We start from the raw sequence: 23,088 nt of genomic DNA, 5'->3' as shown, positions 1-23,088 counted from the left end.
AAAATTCGATGGCTGGATAAGGTAGGTTTTTTGCTGTCATTTAGCGGCTTTGTCTCATTGACAACGTGCTAACTTTTCCTCACATCAAAAATGTCATCCTCTTTAATAAGGTATCGTTCATGTCCATTCAGGCAATTGACGGCGTACTTCAGCAGCTTCAGGCGACCTCACTGCAGGCCAGTAACCGCAGCAGTGAAGCCACTAATCAGATCGATTTCGGTGCGACCATGAAAGCGGCGCTGGATAAGATAAGCGAAACGCAGACCACCGCACGCACCCAGGCTCAGGATTTTGAAATGGGTAAACCCGGCATCGCGCTGAATGATGTGATGGTCGATCTGCAGAAATCATCCATCTCCATGCAGATGGGTATTCAGGTCAGGAACAAGCTGGTGTCGGCGTATAGCGAAATTATGAATATGCAGGTTTAGGCGGGTAACTGTCTGAAGCTGTTAAGGTTTATAATACTGCCACTTTGATGAAGCACGTATGTAGCACAAGATCGCTCATTTTCGTGTTGATGAGTGAGAGCTGGTCGTATGGCTCTTACATTCAGGTGCAATAAACCCGGTATCTCTTCTGGGCAATGGGATAACCCCTTTGCGAAGGGACGATGCCCGGGTTTGCACCTACAGGGGTTATGCAGCATCAGAATGTGCGGCGGGCTTTTCGATGACGAAGGCTTTCGCGTTTTAATGCGCCGGTTCATATCTGCCCTGATGAATGCTGTTCATTAGTAAAATTCAGACGGCTGTTGGTTAAATTAACGCGGGAGGATATTTTTTCTCATCACGTCGCTCGTCATCCCCACTGGTAAGAAAGCTAAATAAGTTCTGAAGATACTCTTCCTTATTACATTATTACCTTTAAGTTGCATAACTAGCCTGCCACAGGCTCTCCAATTCAACCTGATCACCTTTACATTCTTTGATCCCTATGGGGCAGATATTAACGTTAAGGCAATGCAGACCAACATAAACCAACTGAAAAGCTTAGATAGCTCAACAGAATTAAGTTAAATTTATTAATCTCAATGGGAATTTTCCCATAAGTATTCCAAAATAATTAGAAAGTGTTAATATTCTTGACTTCATTGCTTTGGGGATAACGGAATGTCATATATTGATTCGAATTTGGTTGGAAATGAAGCTGTCCTGTATCGTGGCCAGGTAACATTGTGGGCATGGTTGCCATGGTTAATTTGGGGGGTAATTCTGGGCGTGACAACTATTGTTGGGTTCCTGTTAATCCCTCTGGGTTATCTGATTATCAGATCAAATGAAGCTGGTGTTACAAACAAGCGACTAATAGCCAAGTCTGGCTTGATTCGACGAGACACAGTAGAAATTCCAATAAAAAAAGTGTCCAGTCTGCAAGTAAAGCAGGGCATCATTGGTCGGATGTTAGGTTATGGAACGCTAATCATTAGCGATGTAGGCGCTGCACATGCCCCTATAAGATACATAAGAGAGCCTTTGAAGTTCAGGCAAAGGTTTTTTGAGGTTCAGGAGGAGTTAGAGAACTCCTGAGCAAAATGCAAACCCGCTTCGGCGGGTTTTTTATTCGTTGGAGCAAAAATTTAATTTGTTCATAGTCACTGACAGATTAAGACCTGATAGTCCTATCAGGCCGCAGCTTCTCTGCGCACCGATATTTTACCTGATCATTTAGTTTTCTTCAGGCCTGATAGTGGCGATATGGCAAGTTTAGTGATCAAAGTGGCGGAACTTTTTTGCTGGCGACATTCATTTATCTTTATTGCATGCTGCCTTGGCTATACTCCTTGTTATAAAAAGTTAAGTAAGGATTTTATTTTCCATCACAGTCAATCCAACACCTCACTACCCATCAGCAGGACGCCTCCTCATGCTAAAAAAACTCATCCTTATCGCATCGTTAATCAGCTTATCGGCTTCAGCCTTTGCTGCCACGCAGTGCGGACCGTTCTATCTTAAAACCGTTAAAAGTGGCTGGTTCTCAGTGAACGGGGAACGTGCAAAAACCCAGAAAGTGACGTTTGCTAAAGAGAAGGGCGATTACGACAACGCCACGATAAAGTTGCTGGTTAAAAACAGCAAAGCGCCGGGCATGATAGACATGGAGCTGACGAATCTGGAGGGCAAAGGAATGTTAAGGGCGCAAATCGTCCGCACCAGTCAGAGTCAGATCCGCATACGGGGGCTCTATGATTGTGAACCGGCTAAATAGCCTGACCAGCGACCAGTCCGGCGATGCCGCTAACGCATGGTTTTGCAGTTTGTAATCATTGCTGAAACCAGTGCGCTGATATCCGGCGCTTTTGGATCGTAATAAAACGTTGCGCTGGTCTGATGATGGCTGAACCTGGCAATTTCAATCCAGGCGACGGTTTCATCATCCTTTTCGAGGTTATATCGCTTCGTGCCATCTGTCAGCGGATCATCCTGCTCCAGATAAGCCCGCTGATTCTGTGCCATTTCGGTAAGGCAGGATTCAACCTGATAAGGATGACCGTCGAACCAGGCGGTCTTCGTTTCCGGGTGCAATCCAATCCGGCCCATATCCACGCATCCGCTCAGCAGGCTTACGCTCAGAGCAATTATTAATCTATTCATGGCATCCACTCTCGTTATTATTTTCCCGGCTAATCTGCGCCCTTAAGGCATGGTTACGGACCTGTGAGTAAGTCAGCCAGAGCAGATAGTACAACACTCAGCGTCACCGATTCATGAACACAATGCATACCCGCTTTACTTACAGTTAACTGAGGCTGGATGGCATGGTCAATTTACGGAAATTGAACACAATTGGCTGCTCGAAAATAAACCCTCAGGGTTTAGTGAACAGTCTGTCAGGGGATTTTTGCCATAGTAAAACAGGAAGGTAACGAAGCGGTGAGAAACGATATTACACAAAGCTTTCCTGGTCTGGGAATACCGGCGTACCGCTTCCCTGAGGTTTACTTAAGCAACAGTATCCAGCGCGCCCAAAGGGCGCGCCTCTTGCACATCAACTTGCTTTGTAAGGATCTTTTTTATCATCCTGGCTGTCATCATTTTTGCGCGGCACTTCACCATGATCTTTCGGCGCATCAGTGGCAGGATGATCATCTTCTTCATAGGCATTGCCCGCGTTTGGCGCAGCTTCCGGCAGGCTTTTGCTGACATCACCTTCTTTCTTACGTTCTTCATTCGTATTGTGCTTAAACATAACTCACTCCTTTTGTTCCAGTGCCTTAAGTCTAGACCAGCCCTGACATCGCGCATTACATCGGGCTCAGGAGAGCAAAAAAAGCCCGCCAGAGGCGGGCTAATCGGAGTTTCTCTCATACTGAACACGTCATTTTTCGATGTTCGGGTGTGTGCAGCACAATCATGCTAACGGGAAAAGTTTGATGCAGAAATGGACAAATCTGTCATATCACCTGCGGCAGGTCACATTCCCGACGATAAAAATGTCGATAAATAAATTCGATTGAAGAGATTAATAAAAGGCATATAGTGACCTGCGTTACCAGGAGATAGAAATTATGTTACGAGACTATTTAAAGATTGAAGCAGAAGACCAGCTGATTGAACAGCGCACACTGAGCCTGAGAAATCGTGGTCAGGAAGAGGTGACGGAGTGGATCATTGTGAGCCGTCAGGGTGTCAAAAAAGGCGGCGTGACCCTGTTCGACAAACTCAGCACCCGCCGCTCATGGCCAGTCAACTATCGCATTATGCAGACTGATTTGCAGGGCAAGGTAGTGGTGGATCAACTGGTCGACGCCCTGTAGTTGCACGGCTATGACTCTGGCGACTGTTGTTCGCTGAAAAGCTAACCCGCACCCGGCGGGTTTTTTTATGGCTGCCGATAGCGGCGTAATTCAACCAGTGTTCCAATCAGTTGCAGGCTGTCCCGGCTTGAATGCAGCTCGGGAAAGTTGATATTGACCGGAGCCAGTTCAAACTGCGCAACACCCTCTTCACTGCCTCGCTGACGCCAGGTGCGCAGCAGGGCATTCTGTTGCTGCATTGCCAGCACGCAGTCGCCGGGCTGAGGTGCCAGGCTGGGATCAATGATCACCACATCCCCCCGCAGAATCGCGGGCGTCATCGCCTGTTCTTCTACCCGGATGGCGAAACTCTGTTGCGAAAGCGCCATATCGTTGTGCATCAGTAGCTCATGCCGCACAGAGCTGGCGTCGTTCAGCCATTGTGCGACATCGCGCTGAGAAAGCAGCGGGATCTGGTGCAGGCCAGCCCAGCTATTTTCGCTGAAAACAGGACCATCCCCATCTATCAGATAAGCCGGCGTGCAGCCCAGCGCTTCGGCAAGCCGAAGCAGGTTTTCACCGCGCGGCAGCGTCTCCTCTTTTTCCCATTGTGAAATAGCTACATGGGAAACTTTTACCTGTTGCGCCAGTTGCTTCTGCGTTAATTGCAGTGATTTACGTCGGAGTCGGATGCGGTCACCCAGCGTTTCGTTTTTCATCAGCTTGACTTTTTAGTTGAGATTGACTTAAGTATACTTAACTCTGGTATTTAAGCAATCTTAAATTCAGGGTGGAGGACGTGGCTGTTCTGCACGCAGTGTGTTCCAGAGACCTTACCGGACAAAGGGGTGTGGCATGGAAAGTAGTCTGATTACCAGTATGGGTGCATTAGTTCTGGGTGGGGGGGCGGCTGCACTGTTCTGGAAACCGTTATTGGCGGGTATTGCGTCAATCGTAACCAGTAATCGAGCCGGCGGCGAAATTATTACCAGCTACAAAGAGCAGGTGGTATTGCTGAAAGAGAGCAACCTGTTGATACGGGAGGAGAACGATGAGTTACGTGAACGTCATGACAGAAATCTGCGACGTATTGCGACACTCGAAACGGATCTGCGGTTAATCAAGAATGCCGTAGGTATTTTACTGGCAATGACCGAAACCGATCAGAACGATAAATTTCGTAATGAGATTGATCGGCTGATCTCAACTCTGGAGGATCGCAGCGATGTCAACGATTAACAGGCTTAAGGCACCTATGTCATACCAGCGCAAAGTTATCCTCGGCTGCATTCTGCTAAGCTGTTCGATGATTTGCATTCTGATGACAATTATTTTTGTTTACGTCAGTAACACGGCAAATAAGCGGGTTGAGGAGATTCGGGCAGATTATCGGGTCATTGCAGCGCGGCGTGATGACCGGGTGGATTTGCTGACCAGTCAGGTTGCAGCCTTACAGCATAAGCTTGATGTAATACCGGAGCGCGTCGCCGACAAAACGATCACAAAAGTGAAAGAAGTCGTGATTGAGAAGGAGGTGCCATCCGCGAAACCAACGGAGAAACCATAACTTCCGATTATTCTTAGTGCGGCTTCGCTATTATCGACTAGTTTTAAATCTCCGGACGACATTTTGTATCTGAACTGGCGTCCGCTGATTGGCCGGTAGATGAACCGCTAAGCCTAAACACTTTTGATAACTGACCAGAAGGAAATTTAGCATGAGCGATTCAACAGAAACCAAGACCAAAAATGACTATCTGCGCGATGTGACTTCGCAGTTGAAAGAGATGCGCCACTATGCGCAGACCAACACCGAAACCCTGTCCAGCCATTGGTTATCGTTTGATGCGGGTGAGTATAAAGACAAAACGAACGCCGATCGTATCGATGCGTTACTGAATAAGCAGGGGAAACTGCTGGAAGATCTGGATGCCGCCATTCAGGACATCGAGATTGAAATTAATCACAGTGAGCAGGAGAGCTGATTCATCTCCCGCTGACTGATGCGGTGGCCGCTAAAGGATTAGTCGGCCACCAGCCACATTTCCGCTTCGTCGAACATCTCTTCAACAATACGCGCAACTGTCGCCTTATCGTTCTTACTTAAATCAGTATCAATCGCGTTACGTTCCATCGGCTTGACCTTAACTTCGATGTCAGGAAACACCCGATGTACCCGCTTTTCCAGCTCCTCACGAATCATCTCGCGAGCACCCGGTAAACCGGCAACGTTGCGCTTGTCATAAATCAACTCAACAAACATGATGGCAATCCATTCAGGGCAAAATCGCTGATATATAATACTGTAAATAAAAACAGTAGCAAGGCAGTACCCCTGATTTCGCGTAAATTTTTATCTCGCTCAAACCTCAATCTTCGACTAGCAAAATGCGCACGCATCGCGACATAATGTCGGCTTACTTTTCAGGAGGTCCGCGATGCGACAACTGGTCATTGATATTCTGCTAAAGCTGGCAAAGATGGACGTCGACGCAAAAGAGCTGACGGCGCAGCTTGAAGCGCAGTCCCTGCTGGTTGCAGCGCTGCTGGTACAAGCGAAACAGGACAACTCGCTGACCATTACAGAAACGGTGCAGGATGCCATCATTACCGCTTCGCAATCGTCGACCGAGTTTCTGCAGTCGGATGTTGATCTGCTGCTGACGCACATCAATCGTCTGCTGGCGGTTGCAAGCTATGTAGAAGTGAAAGGCAAAGCCACGGAAGAGCGAGAGTAGGGCCATTTATCAATACGCCTCCGGAGAGGAAAGCCCGGCAACCTCTCCGGAGGCAGTGAAGATGCTCTGCCTGTAAGGGCAATCTTCACCTGCGGCATGACGTGAAAGTATCGCGTTGTACTCTACTGCTTCATCCGATGCTGTACGGCAGGCTGAAAGGTGTAATTTACACCTGTCCTGTGCATTGAAAATTACAACTCGTTTTTGATGCAGAACTCTTCCCAGCTCATCCCCAGCGACTCAGCATGAGATTTAAGATAGGTCTCGATAGCCTCAGCCGCTACCGCTTTATCCGGCTCAGCGAGCTGAATAGAAAAAATCATCCCATCCAGATTTTTCTGCCGCAAAAAGGCTGCATAGATGCGTTCGGCATGCCATTCACGCAGCTGTCGCAGCGACAGATTAGCGGCACGGGCATCACTCTCCGTCAACTCATCCAGTGCAGACTGAAAGTCGGGATGCGCGGTAAAAAACATTTCACGTGCCTGGGCATAGTAGGCTTCTGGCGTTTTCATATTTATATTCCTGAAAGTCTGATGCAGCGCGTTAGTGTATCGGGTTGTCTTCCGCTTGTCAGGCGTGCCAGAGCCCATTCAGACGGCCAGTTGCCGATCAAAAGGCTGACCGGTCTCCTGGCTCAAGGGTAAATTCTGCTGTAAACAGCCGCTCGCGGGTGTCTGAACAGCCAGATACCTTGCGCTACGCAGTGGAAAAATTATAACGTAGCCGCCATTGACGCGATCTTAGGGATTAAACATGAAAAAGTGGATGCTGATTGCCGCGCTTGCACTGAGTGGCTGTGCGCAAATCAACGATTATGAAAATGCGGTACAAACGCCGGCACCGGCTGAGTTGCAGGGGAACTGGCAAACCGTCGGCCCGCAGAGCAGCTTGATCAATGGACAGGCCATGGCCAGTCTGATTATCAATGCGGATGGCAGCACGCTGGATTGCCGTCAGTGGATGCGTGTGATTGCGAAGCCAGGCAAACTGACCCGTCTGAACGGTGACTATGTCAACGTGACGCGCAGGATACGCGTGATGCCGCTGGTCGTCGATAACAGCGAACTCAACTATGACGGTCTGACCCTGCGCAAGGTGGCGCGTCCGACAATAGAGTGTCAGCAGGCCCTGGATGAAGTGGCTAAACAGCCGAAAGCCGCAGTGATTCAGAATATTGAACCGCAGCTGCTGCGCACGCCGATTACTGAACATAACGCGCAGTCGTAACCGCAGCCCATAAAAAAACCGCCCCGGCAGCGCATGCGTCTGCCGGGGCGGTTTTACGTTTACTCAGTCAGTTATTCTGCTACTACCCAGACGCTGACGCTGCCACCGTTACAGACAAAGACTGCGGTACCGTGCTCGTCTGCGGTAATGGTCTCTTCACGGTTGCCCAGATGATCGCGCCAGACCTTACCGGCAAAGCCTTCGCCCATCGGCACACTTTTCTCGCCCGCATCGCCGTTCGACATGATCACCACACAGCCAGGCTGCGTTTCGGTACCGCTGCGGCTGAACGCCACGCAGTTGGGATGATCAAAATAGTCGGTCTGTACGCCCCAGCCATACTGCTGACGCGCCCGGATTAATCCTTCGAGTTCAGGAATGACCGGCATCTCAATTTTGTGCGTCTCGCCGTCGCCGCCTTCATCTTCGTAAGTCGCCCCGAACAGGTCAGGATAGAAAATGGTCGGCACGCCCTGCTCACGCAGCAGGATCAGCGCATAGGCCAGCGGTTTGAACCAGGCCTCTACCGGCGCTTCCAGCGACTGCAGCGGCTGGGTGTCATGGTTGGCCACGATCGTCACGGCATGCCACGGATCCGCCACCACCAGAGAGTTAGCAAAAATCTGGCTCATGTCGTAGGCGCTGCCTGCGGTTGAGGCCTGATGGAAGTTCATATGCAGTGGCGCATCAAACAGCATGGTTTTGCCTTCCACCTGATGCACATACTCCTGCAGCTTCTCGGTTTCGAACGACCAGTACTCCGCGACGATAAACATCGGTTCTTCAGCGACTTCCTGAATATGATCGATCCACTCTTTATAGAACCAGGCCGGGATATGTTTTACCGCATCCAGACGGAAGCCGGTGCAGGGCACCTGTTCCATCACCCAGCGCGCCCAGTATTTCAGCTCTTCCCTGACCGCATTGTTGCGGAAATCGATGTTGGCACCCATCAGGTAGTCGAAGTTGCCCAGCTCGTTATCGACCTGATCGTTCCAGCCTTCGGCGGTGTAATCGTTGATGATTTTGAAGACGCCATTTTCGTCCGGGTTTTCGATGTGATCTACGCCGCTAAAGCATTTGTGGTCCCAGACAAATTTCGAATACTCACCGGCACGTGCCGGAAAGGTGAATTTCGTCCAGGCCTCGCAGGGCACGACCTCGTCATAAATTTCATCACGGTTATCCGGATTGACGCGGTTAACGCTGATCGCCTCTTTCTCGTCAGCACCCATTTTGTGGTTCAGCACCACATCCAGCAGCACCCCAACGTTGTGGCTACGGAGAGCTTCTGTCGCCGCCAGTAATTGCGTTTTGTCGCCATATTTAGTGGCAACGCCGCCTTTCTGATCAAATTCCCCGAGATCGAACAGATCGTAGCTGTCGTAACCGACAGAATAACCCCCCGAATCCCCTTTATAGCTTGGCGGCAGCCACGCCATGGTGATACCAATTTCGCTGAGCCAGGCCGCGCGATCGGCAACTTCCGGCCACAGTTTGCTGCCATCCGGGTAATACCAATGGAAAAACTGTAATAACGTTGGGTTTTGCATGTACCACACTCCAGGGGATGATGAAAATCAAGTATGGAGTAAGCGGCAGAAAAGAGACGCCGCGCAGAAAAATAAATCTGGCGGCGTAGAAGAGCAGGGGATCAGGAGAGGGTTTCGCGCGGCACCATTACAATGCCGCCCTGACTGGCATAGGCGGACATGACCGATTTCTGACGGCTGTTCTGACCGACCAGCGAGGCCAGCTCATCCATACGCGCCTGCAGCAGGCGTTTCACTTCACTTTCGTTGTCGAGGATACGGCGCAGGACCGGACGTAACTGCTCCTGCGTCTGCGCCGAAGGCGACACCGCCTCTGTCGACTGGGCTAAGTTCTGCACCGCACTGACATACTCCATCTCCCTGCTGATCAATTCATCCCATTCGCCTTTTACTGCATGACGCAGCATTCCCTGGCTGAGATCGAGTAACTGTTGGTAAACGGTAATCAGATGCGGTGCAGTAGTCATTAAACGGCGTCCTGAATCAGGTTAGATTGAACCACTTCTTTCCACGCGTCCGCGATGTTGCGCAGCAGGCCTTCAACCTCTTCCACCGCTGCAACATCATTATGCAGGTTGGCATGCAAAAGACGACGCGTCATGTAGTTGTAAAGGTCCAGCAGATTGTCTGCCAGCTCATCACCCTGATTTTCAGTCAGGCCTTCTTTCAGGCCAGCCTCGATAATATTGATCGCTTTGGAAATAGAGCTGCCTTTGCCTTCAATATTGCCATCCTGCATAAACAGACGTGCGCGGATTAACGCGCTCAGTGCGCCGTCGAACAGCATCATCACCAGCTGCTGCTGGCTGGCGCTCATGACGGCGCTTTCTACGCCAATTTTTGCATAGGCTTTGGTGCCTGTAGCGCTGTACATGGTCACTCCTATGATTTACTTGAAGAACTTGAGGTATCAAACTGCTGCGTCAGATACGTACTGGTCGAGTTAAGTTTACTGATGGCCAGATCCAGCTGGGTAAACTGCGTTTTGTAGCGTGCGATATCCGCATCAATGCGATCGCTGGTGGTGTTGTAAAGGGTGGTTAAGTTATTCAGGGTTTTGCTGACACCATCGGTGGCCGCCTGAACAATCCCTTTAGTCGCCAGCCAGTCAGTCAGTTTGCTGTCAATTTTCGCAGTAATGCCGGTTTTACCGTCACCCACGATCATCTCTTTCACGCCCGCCGCATCTTTATCCAGGGCGGCGCTCAGCTTGGTCGAATCCAGTTTTAATGAACCGGTGGTAGGATCGGTAGTAACACCAATCTGACCCAGCGATTTATAAGACGATGAGCTTTGCGCATTGGTGAGCATGCTTTTCAGCTGCGTCTCAATAGTCCTTAGCGTGCTGTCACCCAGCAGGGCGCCATTGCTGGAGTCCTGTGCGTCGCTGTTAGTATCGACTTTGGTGAATTTCGTCAGGGTATTGAACTGATCCAGCAACGTATTGTAGGCATCAACCCAGGCACTGACGGCACTTGAGGCTTTCGACGTGTCTTTGGTAATGGTCAGCGTCTGACTGCCAACCGTCTGCGCAGTCAGATTTAAAGTAATCCCTTCCAGCGCATCACTAATCTGGTTGCTGCTGTTTTCAATTGCAACGTTGTTTACCGTCAGCTGGGCATTCTGCGCTTTAACGCTTTCAGTCATCACATTGCTGCTGGCGGATGCGTCAAAGCCGACAATTCCCTGCAGCGTGTCGTCGCCGGTGACGGCAATCTTTGCAACCGCATTGTCACTGCCGGTTTTATTGGCGCTCATGGAAAGGCGGAAACTGCCGTCTGACACCTTAATGATACTGGCGGTGATACCGGCATTTGCACCATTGATAGCGTCACGCATACCGGTAAGCGAAGTCTGATCGGCCGAAAGCGTCACGCTTTTGCTGGTGCCATCCTTTAAGGTAATGGCGATGCTGCGGCTGGCCACCGAGCTGTCGCCCAGTGCGGTAGTGCTGCTGCTCTGCACTGCTGAGGTAAGTACCTGCGCCTGTGCCAGCTGCGTAACGTTAATCGCATATTTACCGGCGACGGTGCTGCTGCCAGAGGTGGTGGCACTGAACGCCGTCGAAGTACTGCTGGCCGTTGTAGCGGTAAACAGATCAGCACTGTTTAGCTTAGTGTTCGCGGTCTGAAACGTCGTCAGTGAACTTTTCAGGGTGGCATAGGCACTGAGCTTAGCCGTATAAGCTGACTGTTGTTTTGAAATGGGTGTCAGTGACGCTTTTTCAGCGGTGGTCAGACTGTCAAGCATGGTACTGAGTGGCAGGCCGGAACCCACACCAAGGTTAGAAATACTAGCCATGTTAATTCCTTTATAAGGTCGACAGGGAAATTGATACCTGGGTTATCGGCCTTGAATAAGGAAAGTTTAACGTTATTTGCCTTAGGGTAATGAGGTAAATAAGCACTATAGAGAAGGGTAATTCAGCGACTAGAAAATTAATGAATCAGGTCTAAAGAAGTTCGGCAGGGTGGCGATAACTTAAAACGTGACAGGCTGAAGCAGAAAAATTCGCCTGGTACTAAAAAAATTCTAAAGGTTGTTAAACGGCAGACGATAACAACTTTGACGGCGCTGAAGCCGGCGGGTTGAAGCCCACACCTTAACCGAAAGACTTGATTAACAGGAAAATTTATCATGGCCCAAGTCATTAATACCAACAGCCTCTCGCTGATCACTCAGAACAACATCAACAAGAACCAGTCAGCTCTGTCTACTTCAATGGAGCGTCTGTCTTCTGGTTTACGTATCAACAGCGCGAAAGATGACGCTGCTGGTCAGGCGATTGCCAACCGTTTCACCTCTAACATCAAGGGCCTGACTCAGGCTGCTCGTAACGCCAACGACGGTATCTCTGCTGCGCAGACTACTGAAGGCGCGCTGTCAGAAATCAACAACAACTTACAGCGTATCCGTGAGCTGACTGTACAGGCTTCAAGCGGTACTAACTCAGATTCTGACAAATCTTCAATCCAGGACGAAATCAAATCACGTCTGGACGAGATTGACCGCGTATCGGGTCAGACTCAGTTCAACGGCGTGAACGTGCTGGCTAAAGACGGCAAAATGAACATCCAGGTTGGCGCTAACGATGGCGAAACCATCACTATCGACCTGAAAAAAATCGACTCTAAGACCCTGGGTCTGGATAGCTTCAACGTGAACGGTCCTGCTGGTACCCCAACTGCAGCTGGCGCAACAGAATTCAAAGCGGCTTACGGTTCTACTACCAACGTAACTGGCGCAACTGTTGCTGAATCAACTGCTAATGAGCTGTCTACCCGTCTGGGTGTTGCCTCATCTGGTGTGACTGTAGATTCTGGCAGCGTATATAAAGATGACAACGGCAAAATGTTTGCTAAAGTCACTGTTGCATCAGCAAGCGATGCTGAAACTAACAACCTGAAAGCAAACGGCTTTGATATCGCCAGCGGCGCTGCAAATGCTAAAACTTTCTTTGTTGCTGTTGACCCGCAGTCAGCTGATACCACAACCACTACTGGCACTGCAGCGTTCAAACTGGACACGACTAACATGAGTCTGTCTAGCCTGACCTCTGGTTCATCCGCTAACCCACTGGCTAAGCTGGATGATGCGATTGCAAGCGTGGATAAGTTCCGTTCTTCACTGGGTGCGATTCAGAACCGTCTGAACTCAGCCGTGACTAACCTGAGCAACACCACGACTAACCTGTCAGCTGCACAGTCTCGTATCCAGGATGCTGACTACGCAACTGAAGTTTCAAACATGTCTAAAGCGCAGATCGTACAGCAGGCTGGTAACTCCGTGTTGGCGAAAGCTAACCAGGTTCCACAGCAGGTTCTGTCTCTGCTGCAGGGCTAATCGATTCTTTCAGAATCGACGTGAAAACCCCGCCTCGGCGGGGTTTTTTTATGGCTGAAAAATAGCCCTGCGCTGCCGTTCTGGCAGATTAGGCCCTCTTTGCTGTTTTACTTCTCCGATTGAACCCAGGCACAAAGATTATGCTAAAGCAAATTGTGCGCTGCTCTCAGTCGTTCCTGACTGAGAGGAGTCAGTGAGAGAGAGTAAAATGCATCAACATGATCTGGTCAGCATCATTATTACCGCACGCGCTTCAGCCTGGTTCACTAACGCACTCGATAGCGCGCTTAGTCAGGATTATCCGCATATCGAAATCATCGTCGCGGATGAGAGTGATGCTCCATTTATTCACCAGAAGTTACAGCGCTATCTTCCGCAGCACGGCGATAAGCTCCGTTATCTGAAAATTGATAGCGGAACGGTAACGGTTTATCCGGCTGCTGTTGGCGCGGCGCGCGGTAAATATATCAAGTTTCTGTCAGATGCCGATCTCCTGAAGCCCTGCTGTGTCTCTGACTTAGTGTCAGGATTAGCTGCCTTTCCGGCATGCCGTGTTGCTGTTTCCCGTCGCGAGCGGGTAGGGCCGCTGGGCGAATGGCTGCCTGACCTTATCTCAACATCGGCTTTGCACCGTGAAAATCTCATTATCAATGGTCAGGATTTGCTGCGTAATCAGACACTGAAAGCGTATAGTCTGCCGGGAGAGATGAGTGCCGCGATGTTCTATCGGGAAGATCTCACCCTCAGCCTTATCGATCAGTCACTGCTTACAACCGGTGATCCGGCACTGCAGGCGGTGCCGGTGCTGGTTATTTTTCACAACCAGCTGCGCCACACTCATCTTCTCTGGTTTTCTGCGCCGCTCTGCAGTGTGCGGGCTTCAGATGTTGAACATCAGCCTCATCAGCGTGAAGGTGATGACATCTTCAGAAATGGCCGTGAGGTCCTGTATGAAAAAATCCGTGAAGAGAGCGGGTTTGATGATGTCGACCATGCTCCCCATCTGGCGCGTGTCGCCTCTTTTGACCGGCCTGATGAATTTAGCTTAAAAAATCTTGCCGAAGAGCAGCAGACGAACTTTACCCTCGACATGCTTGCGGCATGGCGACGTTCACGCACGCTGAATCCTCTGCAACAAAGAATGTCAACGGCGCTTGCCGCTACACAGCCGCATCCCATCAGCGTGGCATTCATTATTACCGTTACGCAGGAGACCGTGGCCGGGCTGGATGCGCTGTTAAATTCAATCTGTCAGACAGTGACAGCAGGCGTGCAGTTCGAACCGGTCATTATTACCGTCGATGTGACTCCTGACACTGAAGTGGAATGTTTTACCGCAACAGAGCAGAGTCGAATCAGCGTCATTAATCACATTATTCAGTCACGTGAAGATCACTGGTTCATGTTGCTTGAGGCAACCACGCAACTGCACGCCTCTGGATTGATTGCGTTAAGTAACCTGCTCCTGGTGCAGAACCCCTATCTGGCCCTCTACGCAGATGAGTTTTTCTATATTGACAATGCACCGACCGGTGCAGCGTTCAGGCCCGATTTTAATCTCGACTTACTGCTCAGTTCCCCCAAAACAATGGCACAACACTGGTTGTTCCGGCGGGAATTGCTTTTAGCGGCGGAAGGTCTGGATACGCAGTATCCCGCTTCGGCTGAGTTTGATCTCATCATTAAACTGATCGAATCTCAGGGTTTTGACGGGATTGGTCACCTGGCTGAGCCGTTGTTAACCGGCCATCTGCAAAGCAGAAGCATCATCGAAGATGTGGCTATCATTGAGCGGCATCTGCATAACCGTGGCTATCCAGAGGGACGGGCGGCATTAGATAAATTCTTCAATTATCGCTTACGTTACAATCATCCTGATAAGCCGCTTGTCTCCATTGTCATTCTGGCTAACTGGCATCTGGCGTCGCTGATTAGTTGCGTCACGACTGTGCTGGAAAAAACCACCTGGCATCGCTATGAACTGATCATCATCTGCGATAACCAGGGGACGCCTGAGCGTGATAAGTGGTTAGCAGATATCGGTCAGGTTGATCCTGCACGCATAAAAACAGGGCGTTTCGATGGCGCATTCAGTTACAGCGCAATGGCTAATCTTGCCGCTGAACAGGCCATTGGTGACTATCTGCTTTTCATGCATTGTGAAATGGCGGTCACTGACGGTGAATGGGTCGACAATCTTCTCAATCATGGTCAGCGGCCCGAAGTCTTTGCCGTTGGAGGAAAGCATCTCTCGTCTGACAATAAAATCAGGCATGCGGGATACATCCTTGGTGTAAACGGTGCAGTGGGCGAAGTCTTCAGGGGCAATGACGACAACGCCCCCAATTATCTGGGACGCATGAATGTCGACCAGAATTACAGCGCCGTATCGGGTGATCTGGTGCTGATGCGCAGATCGATATTCGATGAACTGGGTGGGTTTGATCAGGAAAAGCGTCTGTACGCAGACGTTGACCTGTGCCTGAAAGCACGGGAGCAGGGCTATCTGACGGTCTGGACACCTTATGCCCGACTGCATCGCCCCGCAGCACGCACCAGCCCATTCCCGGATGAGTCGGTGCAGACGTCCAGTAAATTAAAGCAGCTGGAAGAAGACAAAATTTATGCTGAATGGATGCCGGTTGTCGCCAGTGACCCTGCGTATAACCCCAACCTCTCAATGCGAAGTCGTCACTTTGAACTAAGAAATGATGATACCAACTGGCAGCCGTTCAAAGCAGAGAATCTGCCCTCATTCCTGGTGCACAATGCCGATGTTTATGGTTGCGGTCACTACCGCATCACACAACCGTTTGAGGCGATGGTCGCGGAAGGCATTGCGCAGGGAAAATGCGGCATGACACTTCTGACGTTAAGTGAGATGGGGCAGTTCAGACCCGATAGTCTGATCATTCAGCGCCGTTATTCACCCGCCTTCCATAACTGGATGGAGCGGATCGACAAGCTTCATAACGTTTTCAAAGTATTTGAGCTGGACGATTACATTATTAATTTGCCTATGAAACATCACGGCCGGCGTGCGTATAAGCAGGAGACGGCAAAATTAATCCGTAAAAGTCTCAGCTATTTTGATCGCTTTGTCGTCTCTACTGCGCCCCTGGCTGACGCAATGCGTGATATGCATCCTGACATTGTTGTGGTCAATAACCGACTTCCTCTGGATGCTTGGGGAAAACTTGAATCCCTACGTCAGCAGGGTAAAAAACCGCGCGTGGGCTGGGCTGGTGGTGTCAGCCATCGTGGCGATCTTGAGATGATCTTCGATATCATTCGTGAATTTTCAGAGGATGTTGAATGGGTCTTTATGGGGATGTGCCCGGACAAACTGCGCCCTTATGTACACGAAATACACAGTGGTGTTGACCTCGGTCTGTATCCTGCCGCGCTCGCGTCGTTAAATCTCGATCTGGCGCTGGCCCCGGTTGAAGACAATATTTTTAACGCCTGCAAAAGTAATCTGAGGTTGCTGGAATATGGTGCCTGTGGCGTGCCGGTTATCTGCAGCAACGTGGCCTGTTATCGGGACGATGATCTTCCGGTTACACGCGTCAGTAACCGGTTTATTGACTGGCGCGATGCTATCCGCATGCACCTTGCTGACCCGGATGCCAGTGCAAAAATGGGCAAGGCGTTGCAGGCTGAGATTCGTAGTAACTGGATGATGACAGGGGAAAACCTGCGCTTGTGGGCTAAAGCGTGGCAGCCCTGATCCCTTTCCCGATAGGGCGTTTTCAGGCTTGCGGATAGCGTTGCGCCAGCCTGAAAAATCAGAACAGAGAGCGGTTGACTCATTTTTAAATGTGGCTGGCAGGAGTGGCAATGTCTGAATTAAGGCACCCTTATTATATCTTTTCACCTGACTATCGGGAATCATCCGGCGGTATTCAGGCTTTGCATAAACTCTGTCATCAGATCAATCTGCATGGCGGCAATGCGTGGATGGTAAATAGCGATATCACCAATCCTGCCTGGAATACCCCAAAGCTGGATGTTGAAATTTATGATCGGCATAAAAAATTGGAGCTGATCCCCATTGCTGTTTATCCTGAAATTTATTCGGGTAATCCGATTAAGGCTGACGTCTGCGTGCGCTACATGTTAAATCATGAAGCACTGCTCAATGGCAATCGTCTTAATGAAACAGAAGAGGATCTCTTTTTCTGGTATAGCTCACAGCTGATTGTGAAAGAACCTGACGTTGATTTTTTAACGATGGTAGGCCCGGATTTAGAGATGTTCTCGGATGACGGCAAAGTAAAAACGACAAAACTTCTTTATCTGAATCGCGTACCCGAAGAGAAAGTTGATTTCACTGCCTTGCCCGACGATATCACTATTATATCGGTTAAAAATCCTCGTCCTCTGGCAGAGCTGGCAGAGATTTTAAAGTCGGCCACGGTGATGTACACCTTTGAATGGTCCGGAACCTGTAACCTCGCTGCGCTGTGTGGGGTGCCGGTGGTTTCTCTGGTCTCCCCGGGTTATGAAAAACTCGCCATCTCCGACGCTTCGATTCGCGATATGGGCGGGGCGGGGGTCTGCTTTAGTGACGATCCCGTCGAATTGCAGAGTACGCGAGACCAGCTTTATCAGGTTCGCGAGCACATGAGAAAATTTGAAGCCAACTTCTTGCAGCAGCTTATGCACTTTTTCAGTAAAACGCAGAAGGTGGCGCAGAAAAAAAGTGAAGAGAAGTTCGTTTCAGATCGGCAGTGGCTTGCCCATTATCCCGTACAGAAATGTTCTCTGGCTGAAGCGAATACCCGTTTATCCGTCAGGGCTGTGGTTCTGGATGATACTCACTCGCAGCAGGCGCTGGACACCACCCTTTCATCACTGGCTCCCCTGGGGCTGGATGTTGCCATTTATCCCACAGCGGTTCGCGGCGAAGATATTCAACAACAGCAAAGCCTCAGAAAATGGTTGAGCAACCTGCTTGCTGAAGACCCGAATGAGTGGGTCCTGTTCCTGCGTTCGGGTGACAGGATTTACCCGGATATTTTCTCCAGTCTCCCTCTTTTCACAGAAAAGATCAGTTCAGCGCTGGCCTTTTATACGGACAGAATGATCCTGAACAGGGAGGAGGATATAGCGTCGCTATTCCTGCCTGATTTTGATCCGGACTACTTTTTAGCGATGCCGGAACGCTTTGCCCGGGGTGCATTCTTCAGAAGTGAATTGTGCATCGAAATAGTTAAATCGCGTGATATTTCACACCAGACGGTAGAGGTGGATTTTTTATTGCAGCTGGCCAATGCGGGACTGATTGCGGATATTCAGCATATCCCTCTGCCTGTGCTTGGGCTGTTATCAACCGGCAATAATCACCCATCTTCAGAGCAGGCATTGGTGGCAGAACACCTGGCCCACAGAGGGTACAGCCATGCTTCGATTGAAAAAGAGAATAATGCTTTTGCTATAAATTATAATGCTGCGGGAATAAAGAAGCTTACCGTCGTTATCATCGTCGAAAATGAAATTGATCAGGTTAAGCGGATGCTGTCGACCTTTGTTGATACCGTTACAAATACAGCCTATGAAATAATTTTCATCGATAACCTGTCAGATGACGAGAGCATCAGACCGTGGCTATCCTCACTGTCAGCTATTAATGAGGATAGCTTCAGAGTCTTTTTTGTCGATGAAAAAATCAGCGCCGTCAGCGCGTTGAATTATGCTCTCTCAGTGGCAAGTGGCGACTTTACACTTTATCTTTCCAGTGGGGTTTATTTTAACAATAAAGCCTGGCTGAACGCATTGCTGAACCATTGCGGGCGGCCTGAACTCCTCGCCTGCGCGCCATTTTTAACTGATAAACGTCACCACCTCTACTCCCCGGGCATTATTGATGGGGCGGTACGCTGCCACTATGAGCAGTTCAAGGCAGCAGACGGGACGCACTGCCCGGAACAGATAGTTCCGCAACACTATTTACTGCTCAGCAGCGAATGTATCATGTTAAGAACCGCAGCCTGCCATCAGGCAGGAGGGCTTAATGAACAGTTCACTACCGTCCATGAGGCAGTCAGCGATCTGCTGTTAAGGGCGTCAGTAAAAGAATCTGTCATGTTAGCCGTTCCCCAGTCGCGGGTATGTTGCGATGAAATCATGTCAGACGCAGAACTTATCCCCGGCACTGCGCTCTTTACAGCCCAGTGGATTGACCGGTTAGCCCGCGATCCTGTTATCAATCCTAACCTCTCCTGGAGTGGTGAGCGTTTTGTACGGGAGAATAATAGCGCGTTGATAGCGGCCCGGCTGGGCTTAAAACCCGATGCGTTATTTTTGTCTGATCCCGAAGACTTCGCGGAAATGCAGCGTGTCAAAGATCGTCATCAGGCGATTACCCACTCTGCAAACGGCTTACATACTCTGGTCACTCATCGTTTATCTGCCGGTGAACTTTACAGACTAAAACCTGAGTGTCTTGTGCTGAGCGATGTGATGGTCAACAGACAGGTGCGGCTGTTACAGAACCGGCATCTTTTCCCTGACACCCGTTTCATTGTTGACATAACCCGGGCGTCGTTTAGCACGAACAGTCATCAGCATGATCGTGATGCGATTATACAGGGCGCCGACGTGCTGGTGGTAAGGAATGCCGCTGCGCTGAAACTTTTCAGCAACAAAAACATCCTCCTTCAGGAGGATAAGCTTGGCACGGACTGGCAGGGACTCGTTCAGCCTGATTATCGTTCAGCCGAAAATGACGCAAAGCCCAGAGTCGGTATTGTGCTCACCGATTTGCAGCCTGAAGACTGGCAGCTTATTGACCCGCTTATCAAAGAGATGAGTGGCCATGTCTGCTGGATTATTTATGGTGCCTGCCCAGACACATGGAAGCCCTATATCCATGAGTACCATCGTAAAGTGCCGCAAAACAGAGTGGCGGAGATGTTGCAGTCGCTTCACTTAACTCTTGCGCTTGCACCCCTTTCCGATTCCCTGCTTAATCAGGCAGAAGGTCACCGGGTGATTGCGCAGTTAGGTGCCTGCGGCTATCCGGTGCTGGCCAGCGATCATGCTGCCTATCAGGAAATAATGAGTATTAAGCGCATTAAAAATAAAACGTCTCAGTGGCGATTTGTGATTAACAAAATGATCGGCAATCCACTTTCAATGCGCAGTCTGGGTGAAAACCTCTATCACGAAGTCAACAGCCGCTGGATCTACCAGCCGGGAGAACTGCCGGTATGGATGACCGGTAGAGAATGTTAGCATTGTGCGGGGCGATACGCTGGGGGTATCGCTGCGACTTTTGGGTGTCCGCATTTCTGTCTGCTGGCTGGCAGTGCGTGACACTCCCCATCCCGTTACAGTTCCCCCTCAGCCTGCCGATAACTCCTCACAGAACAACATCATTTTTGATTTTAACTTTGTGGAGTGTCTATGCGCTTCAATTATGACCTTTTACCGGGCGAGCAGCTGACCTTCGATGAGATCGCCCGGCGTTATGCGCTGCAATACCCTGATGATAAAGAGCTGACGGCGCGCGCATTGCTGAGTCCGTCAACCGGCCTGCGCACGCTGAAAATCCGTGCGGTATTTGCGCGGGAGGAGAGCAACAGTCCGCTCGAGGATCTGCTGTTCATCTCCCATGACAACGAACGTAAAAATTATCTGCGCCGGTTTGAGCACTACCTTAAGCAGAATCTCTCTTTCCTCTATTTTCGTCGCAGCGACAACGAGAAGCGCGACAACCTGTGGAAAGTGATGGGCAGCAGTCAGGTCTTCGCGATGATCGATCCACAATCTGCCACGGCACAGAACCTGTTAAACAGTCGCGGCTACAAACTGGTGCTGATGCATCAGGATGATGAAGACATCTACTGGCAGCTCTTTAATCCGCAGGCGGACCCCTGTTTTCCACAGTCGCAGCGTATTCAGTTCATCGTGGTGCTCAGTACGCCGCAGCACAAAGTCCCTGCGGCAGTGATGCCGGGCACTGAAGTGGGGCGTCGCGTGAAAGCACGGGTGCTGCAGCGTGCCAGCCAGGCGGAATTCAGCGCCGGTGTCAAAGCGCGCTACGGTGCCTGCGTGATGACCGGCACCGAGCTGACCGAACGGCACAACTGGCCTTGGGTGGAAGCCTGTCATATTGATACGCAGGAGGGCGATGACGGTGTCCTGGCAGACAACAGCATCGATAATGGCCTGTTTTTACGCAGCGATCTGCAGCGGCTATTTATTAACCGACTGATTAGCATTGATGCTGAATCAGGAACGATTCAGGTACATCCCGGCGAGGAGGCGCGGCAGCACATTGCGCCCTGGTATCAGGAGCTGGAGGGTCGTGTCTGCAGTTTGTGGGCTGCGGTGCCGCCCGCCACGCGGCAACGGCTGCGCGCCCGTCGTTAATTTCAGGAAGCGTGCAGAAATAACTGCACGCTGACTTAACAAAAATCAAATAGCCTCGTTTTACCCCGCCTATTCAGCCAATCGAAAACGCTACAGAATTGGATAATCATGCCGATAACTTCATTAACGCAGGGTAGTCAACGTGAACGATTTCTATACCGCCGAAGGCGTGATGGACAAGCATTCGCTCTGGCAGCGCTACGTGCCGCTGGTGCGCCATGAAGCGTTGCGTCTGCAGGTTCGCCTGCCGGCCAGCGTTGAGCTTGACGACTTGCTGCAGGCAGGTGGAATAGGGCTGTTAAATGCCGTAGAGCGTTACGACGCGCTCCAGGGCACAGCTTTCACCACCTACGCCGTGCAGCGTATTCGTGGCGCAATGCTCGACGAGCTTCGTAGTCGGGACTGGGCACCACGCAGCGTGCGTCGTAACGCACGTGAAGTGGCGGGCGCAATGCACAGAGTGGAACAGTCGCTGGGGCGTTCTGCTTCCGAGCAGGAAGTGGCGCAGCAGCTGAATGTTTCCATGGAGGAGTACCGGCAGATCCTGCTGGACACCAACAACAGTCAACTCTTCTCCTACGACGAGTATCGGGAAGAGCACGGCGACAGCGCGGAGCTGGTTACGGAAGGCCATGAAGAGGCCAATCCGCTTCACCAGCTGTTAGAAGGGAGTCTGCGTGAGCGCGTCATTGAAGCGATCGAAGCGTTACCCGATCGTGAAAAGATGGTGCTGACACTGTACTACCAGGAAGAACTGAACCTGAAAGAGATTGGCGCGGTACTTGATGTGGGTGAATCCCGTGTCAGCCAGCTGCACAGTCAGGCGATTAAACGCCTGCGGGCCCGACTTGCGGGAGCGCGCTAGCAGTATCAGTTCCTGGCGATTCAAAATTATAAGAAACCGGGGACTCAGTAATGGGAGCCAAGACCAAGGCCAGACCGTTAAGTCGTTATCTTAAAGACTATAAACACAGCCAGAGCAACTGTTCACACTGTGGCAAGGTATTAGATCGAATGGCGCTCGTTTTTCGTGGCCAGATCATCAATAAAGAGGCCATCGCACGGATGGACCAGATGATTGATGAGCAGCTGTGGCTGAAACTTCAGCCCGAACTGACCGCGCTTTGTCGTTTTTGTAGTGATATTTTTTGTAATACCCATCCTAATTACTTCGACATTATGGCGTTTAAACAATATTTGTTTGAACAGACAGAGATGAGCCCCAGCACGATTCGTGAATATGTGGTGCGTCTGCGTCGACTGGATGAGATGCTGAAAGCCAAAAATTTCCCGGCCGAAAAGCTTAAAGGAAATAGCTGGCATCAGTGTCTGGAAAGCGATTTGCCCGATGCCGGTAATAACAATTACCGTATCGCGCTGCGCAAGTACGATCAGTTCTTAGGCTGGCAGCAGGCGTAAGCCTGTTCTGCACCGATTGCTCCCCCGCGTGCCTCCGGCACGTTATCCCTTACCTGCCAGCCGGGTTAAGGGAAGGGGGAGCACGGCGCTTCTTTCTTCTCGTCTTTTTACTACCGCATCTGCTGTCACCTGAATCAGAGTGATCCTTTTCGCATCTTCTGCAACACTGTAAGGATAATTTTCATGCCCG

The 23,088-nt window shown here is 50.4% G+C and carries 24 protein-coding genes; 15 read left to right on the top strand and 9 right to left on the bottom strand.

Annotation, left to right across the window (positions count from 1 at the left end; genetic code table 11):
* Positions 1 to 119 precede the first annotated feature (119 nt).
* The 3 genes from fliE to AC6I8E_RS11240 all read left to right on the top strand — a co-directional run bounded on the left by fliE (position 120) and on the right by AC6I8E_RS11240 (position 2,208).
* Complete coding sequence (gene fliE / locus AC6I8E_RS11250; protein ID WP_013358280.1) at positions 120 to 431, top strand: flagellar hook-basal body complex protein FliE; 312 nt, start codon at positions 120 to 122, stop codon at positions 429 to 431.
* Positions 432 to 1,112: 681 nt separating this feature from the next.
* Positions 1,113 to 1,529 (top strand): PH domain-containing protein, encoded by a 417-nt coding sequence (locus tag AC6I8E_RS11245; protein WP_033733050.1) that lies wholly within the window; start codon positions 1,113 to 1,115, stop codon positions 1,527 to 1,529.
* A 337-nt stretch (positions 1,530 to 1,866) separates the two neighbouring features.
* Positions 1,867 to 2,208: a hypothetical protein gene (locus tag AC6I8E_RS11240; protein WP_497823983.1), complete on the top strand. Its 342-nt coding sequence runs from the start codon at positions 1,867 to 1,869 to the stop codon at positions 2,206 to 2,208.
* Between the two features lie 29 nt (positions 2,209 to 2,237).
* Here AC6I8E_RS11240 and AC6I8E_RS11235 read toward each other — a convergent pair whose 3' ends face one another.
* The gene (locus AC6I8E_RS11235) at positions 2,238 to 2,594 is read right to left on the bottom strand and encodes a hypothetical protein (RefSeq protein ID WP_497823982.1); all 357 of its coding nucleotides are present in this window, start codon (positions 2,592 to 2,594) and stop codon (positions 2,238 to 2,240) included.
* Between the two features lie 394 nt (positions 2,595 to 2,988).
* Positions 2,989 to 3,189 (bottom strand): hypothetical protein, encoded by a 201-nt coding sequence (locus tag AC6I8E_RS11230; protein ID WP_010247636.1) that lies wholly within the window; start codon positions 3,187 to 3,189, stop codon positions 2,989 to 2,991.
* 319 nt (positions 3,190 to 3,508) lie between these two features.
* On the opposite strand from AC6I8E_RS11230, the gene AC6I8E_RS11225 reads away from it, so the two are divergent.
* Complete coding sequence (locus AC6I8E_RS11225) at positions 3,509 to 3,757, top strand: hypothetical protein (protein WP_013358269.1); 249 nt, start codon at positions 3,509 to 3,511, stop codon at positions 3,755 to 3,757.
* A 65-nt stretch (positions 3,758 to 3,822) separates the two neighbouring features.
* Here the strand turns inward: AC6I8E_RS11225 and AC6I8E_RS11220 are convergent, their stop codons facing one another.
* Positions 3,823 to 4,455 (bottom strand): helix-turn-helix domain-containing protein, encoded by a 633-nt coding sequence (locus AC6I8E_RS11220; RefSeq protein WP_013358268.1) that lies wholly within the window; start codon positions 4,453 to 4,455, stop codon positions 3,823 to 3,825.
* 136 nt (positions 4,456 to 4,591) lie between these two features.
* Between AC6I8E_RS11220 and AC6I8E_RS11215 the strand changes: the two genes are divergently transcribed.
* The 3 genes from AC6I8E_RS11215 to AC6I8E_RS11205 all read left to right on the top strand — a co-directional run bounded on the left by AC6I8E_RS11215 (position 4,592) and on the right by AC6I8E_RS11205 (position 5,721).
* Positions 4,592 to 4,975: a hypothetical protein gene (locus AC6I8E_RS11215; RefSeq protein WP_033783371.1), complete on the top strand. Its 384-nt coding sequence runs from the start codon at positions 4,592 to 4,594 to the stop codon at positions 4,973 to 4,975.
* Entirely contained in the window at positions 4,962 to 5,303 is a 342-nt protein-coding gene (locus AC6I8E_RS11210) for a hypothetical protein (RefSeq protein ID WP_013358266.1), read from the top strand. The genes AC6I8E_RS11215 and AC6I8E_RS11210 overlap by 14 nt, the downstream gene beginning before the upstream one ends.
* Positions 5,304 to 5,454: 151 nt before the next feature.
* Complete coding sequence (locus AC6I8E_RS11205; RefSeq protein ID WP_497823981.1) at positions 5,455 to 5,721, top strand: hypothetical protein; 267 nt, start codon at positions 5,455 to 5,457, stop codon at positions 5,719 to 5,721.
* Positions 5,722 to 5,759: 38 nt separating this feature from the next.
* On the opposite strand, the gene AC6I8E_RS11200 is transcribed toward AC6I8E_RS11205, so the two are convergent.
* Entirely contained in the window at positions 5,760 to 5,999 is a 240-nt protein-coding gene (locus AC6I8E_RS11200) for a DinI-like family protein (RefSeq protein ID WP_003854508.1), read from the bottom strand.
* Positions 6,000 to 6,174: 175 nt separating this feature from the next.
* Here AC6I8E_RS11200 and iraP point away from each other — a divergent pair, with 175 nt between their 5' ends.
* On the top strand, positions 6,175 to 6,474 hold the full coding sequence (gene iraP / locus AC6I8E_RS11195) for an anti-adapter protein IraP (RefSeq protein ID WP_013358264.1): 300 nt from the start codon (positions 6,175 to 6,177) through the stop codon (positions 6,472 to 6,474).
* A gap of 191 nt (positions 6,475 to 6,665) precedes the next feature.
* On the opposite strand, the gene AC6I8E_RS11190 is transcribed toward iraP, so the two are convergent.
* On the bottom strand, positions 6,666 to 6,989 hold the full coding sequence (locus tag AC6I8E_RS11190; protein ID WP_008926858.1) for a DUF6388 family protein: 324 nt from the start codon (positions 6,987 to 6,989) through the stop codon (positions 6,666 to 6,668).
* A 241-nt stretch (positions 6,990 to 7,230) separates the two neighbouring features.
* On the opposite strand from AC6I8E_RS11190, the gene yedD reads away from it, so the two are divergent.
* A complete protein-coding gene (yedD, locus tag AC6I8E_RS11185) occupies positions 7,231 to 7,704 on the top strand; it encodes a lipoprotein YedD (protein ID WP_095707011.1) in 474 nt (157 codons plus the stop codon).
* Positions 7,705 to 7,775: 71 nt separating this feature from the next.
* Here yedD and amyA read toward each other — a convergent pair whose 3' ends face one another.
* The 4 genes from amyA to fliD form a co-directional block, all read right to left on the bottom strand.
* Positions 7,776 to 9,257, bottom strand: a complete 1,482-nt coding sequence (gene amyA, locus AC6I8E_RS11180) for an alpha-amylase (protein ID WP_033783365.1) — start codon at positions 9,255 to 9,257, stop codon at positions 7,776 to 7,778.
* Positions 9,258 to 9,358: 101 nt separating this feature from the next.
* The gene (gene fliT / locus AC6I8E_RS11175) at positions 9,359 to 9,724 is read right to left on the bottom strand and encodes a flagella biosynthesis regulatory protein FliT (protein ID WP_095707012.1); all 366 of its coding nucleotides are present in this window, start codon (positions 9,722 to 9,724) and stop codon (positions 9,359 to 9,361) included.
* A complete protein-coding gene (gene fliS / locus AC6I8E_RS11170) occupies positions 9,724 to 10,131 on the bottom strand; it encodes a flagellar export chaperone FliS (protein ID WP_013358260.1) in 408 nt (135 codons plus the stop codon). Before fliS ends, fliT begins: the two co-directional genes overlap by 1 nt.
* Before the next feature lie 8 nt (positions 10,132 to 10,139).
* The gene (gene fliD / locus AC6I8E_RS11165) at positions 10,140 to 11,558 is read right to left on the bottom strand and encodes a flagellar filament capping protein FliD (RefSeq protein ID WP_033733038.1); all 1,419 of its coding nucleotides are present in this window, start codon (positions 11,556 to 11,558) and stop codon (positions 10,140 to 10,142) included.
* 336 nt (positions 11,559 to 11,894) lie between these two features.
* Between fliD and AC6I8E_RS11160 the strand changes: the two genes are divergently transcribed.
* The 6 genes from AC6I8E_RS11160 (at position 11,895) to fliZ (ending at position 22,898) form a co-directional block, all read left to right on the top strand.
* Positions 11,895 to 13,100, top strand: a complete 1,206-nt coding sequence (locus AC6I8E_RS11160) for a FliC/FljB family flagellin (RefSeq protein WP_497823980.1) — start codon at positions 11,895 to 11,897, stop codon at positions 13,098 to 13,100.
* A gap of 208 nt (positions 13,101 to 13,308) precedes the next feature.
* The gene (locus AC6I8E_RS11155) at positions 13,309 to 16,830 is read left to right on the top strand and encodes a glycosyltransferase (protein ID WP_497823979.1); all 3,522 of its coding nucleotides are present in this window, start codon (positions 13,309 to 13,311) and stop codon (positions 16,828 to 16,830) included.
* Between the two features lie 110 nt (positions 16,831 to 16,940).
* A complete protein-coding gene (locus AC6I8E_RS11150) occupies positions 16,941 to 20,339 on the top strand; it encodes a glycosyltransferase family 2 protein (RefSeq protein WP_497823978.1) in 3,399 nt (1,132 codons plus the stop codon).
* A gap of 171 nt (positions 20,340 to 20,510) precedes the next feature.
* Positions 20,511 to 21,479 (top strand): HNH endonuclease signature motif containing protein, encoded by a 969-nt coding sequence (locus AC6I8E_RS11145; protein WP_013358255.1) that lies wholly within the window; start codon positions 20,511 to 20,513, stop codon positions 21,477 to 21,479.
* Positions 21,480 to 21,621: 142 nt separating this feature from the next.
* A complete protein-coding gene (locus AC6I8E_RS11140; protein WP_003854529.1) occupies positions 21,622 to 22,344 on the top strand; it encodes an RNA polymerase sigma factor FliA in 723 nt (240 codons plus the stop codon).
* A gap of 50 nt (positions 22,345 to 22,394) precedes the next feature.
* Positions 22,395 to 22,898 carry a flagella biosynthesis regulatory protein FliZ gene (gene fliZ, locus AC6I8E_RS11135; protein ID WP_008926851.1) on the top strand — a complete coding sequence of 168 codons (504 nt, stop codon included), beginning with the start codon at positions 22,395 to 22,397 and terminating at the stop codon, positions 22,896 to 22,898.
* The last annotated feature ends 190 nt before the right edge of the window (positions 22,899 to 23,088 follow it).

This window comes from Pantoea sp. X-Soil-YNGN-785 (genome assembly GCF_059730585.1).
Note: the sequence above shows the minus strand (reverse complement) of the source record. Positions and strands in the feature narration are given on the sequence as shown.